At 58.6% G+C, this 1,040-nt stretch carries 2 protein-coding genes; both read left to right on the top strand.

Annotated features, from left to right (window positions below):
- Positions 1–8 precede the first annotated feature (8 nt).
- Entirely contained in the window at positions 9–125 is a 117-nt protein-coding gene (locus OWC43_RS23345; protein WP_393958670.1) for a hypothetical protein, read from the top strand.
- Between the two features lie 400 nt (positions 126–525).
- The gene (locus tag OWC43_RS23340; RefSeq protein WP_393958668.1) at positions 526–765 is read left to right on the top strand and encodes a hypothetical protein; all 240 of its coding nucleotides are present in this window, start codon (positions 526–528) and stop codon (positions 763–765) included.
- Positions 766–1,040: the final 275 nt, after the last annotated feature.

Genomic DNA, 1,040 nt, shown 5'->3' with positions numbered 1-1,040 from the left:
GGGTCCGCATCAACATCACCATCGACAAGGGTCTGTTGAGCGTGGCCGATGAGGCCGCCGAGGCTGAGGGGATAAACCGCTCCGCCTTTATCGAGTGGGCGCTGGAGGCCGCCACCGGCCGGTAAAGCAGCCACGGGCAACTGGGTGCGATCGGCGCGCTTACGCCGCCCGCATCGGCTGGCCGGTGACCGAGCGCCAGAAACGTGCCGGCGCAGGTTCCGATACCCAGCCTTCTTCGGCATTAGACAGCGACCGGCCGAGCGCTCTACCCGCCGGTAGAGAACGAGAAGCGTAACGGCGACAAGCCAGTGGTCAAGCTTGCTTGTAGACTATGCCTTTGCAGACTCATCTCCCGCTTAATGAGGCACCATCCTCGCGAAGCGTCACTATTTTTTTAGTCGTCCGTATGGTTTTAGACTGTTTTTTGCATGGAACTTTGACAAACGTTCTCCCACCGCCGGATCGAGAATCAGGCCTCGGCGGCTGAGCGTCCGGTGCGCTCGCCTGCGACGTTCTAGGCACGTCATGGATCGAGTGCTTTCTCGTTTCACACCGCTACAGCCCGAAGCGTTCACCTACCGGGTGTTTTACCTCGATCAGCGCGGCGTGGTGTGCAGAGCCGAGGTGATTGATGCCTCGAGCGACGTCGAGGCCTGTCGCATCGCCGCTACGTTGGAAAGTGACTACGGAATTGTTCTATGGGAGCGCAGCCGCTTCCTAGCTCAGTATGCGGCGCAGCCGTCCGCCGCCGAATGGATTGCGTGAGCGGTCGACCAAAGACGTTCAGACAAAGCGACCAGCAGCGTTCAGGCCGACGAGGCGAGATGATTAGGGGGCTGCCTACCCCGCCCCGTCGGTGCTCCCGACGCGAACGCCGAACGCGGAGTGAAACTTAAATGAGCAGAGCGCAGGATCAAGTGTAGATTACATAATTCCATCTCACGTATCTGTGTGGTGAATTTACGGTTAATCAGATATACCATCTGTTTATCTGCCGGCGTCGACCGCACGCTCTAATATTGTGCAACCAGACACTGAAA

It is taken from the genome of Methylorubrum sp. POS3 (assembly GCF_043352485.1).
Classification (GTDB): Bacteria; Pseudomonadota; Alphaproteobacteria; order Rhizobiales; family Beijerinckiaceae; genus Methylobacterium; species Methylobacterium suomiense.
This window is presented reverse-complemented; position numbering and strand designations above follow the sequence as displayed.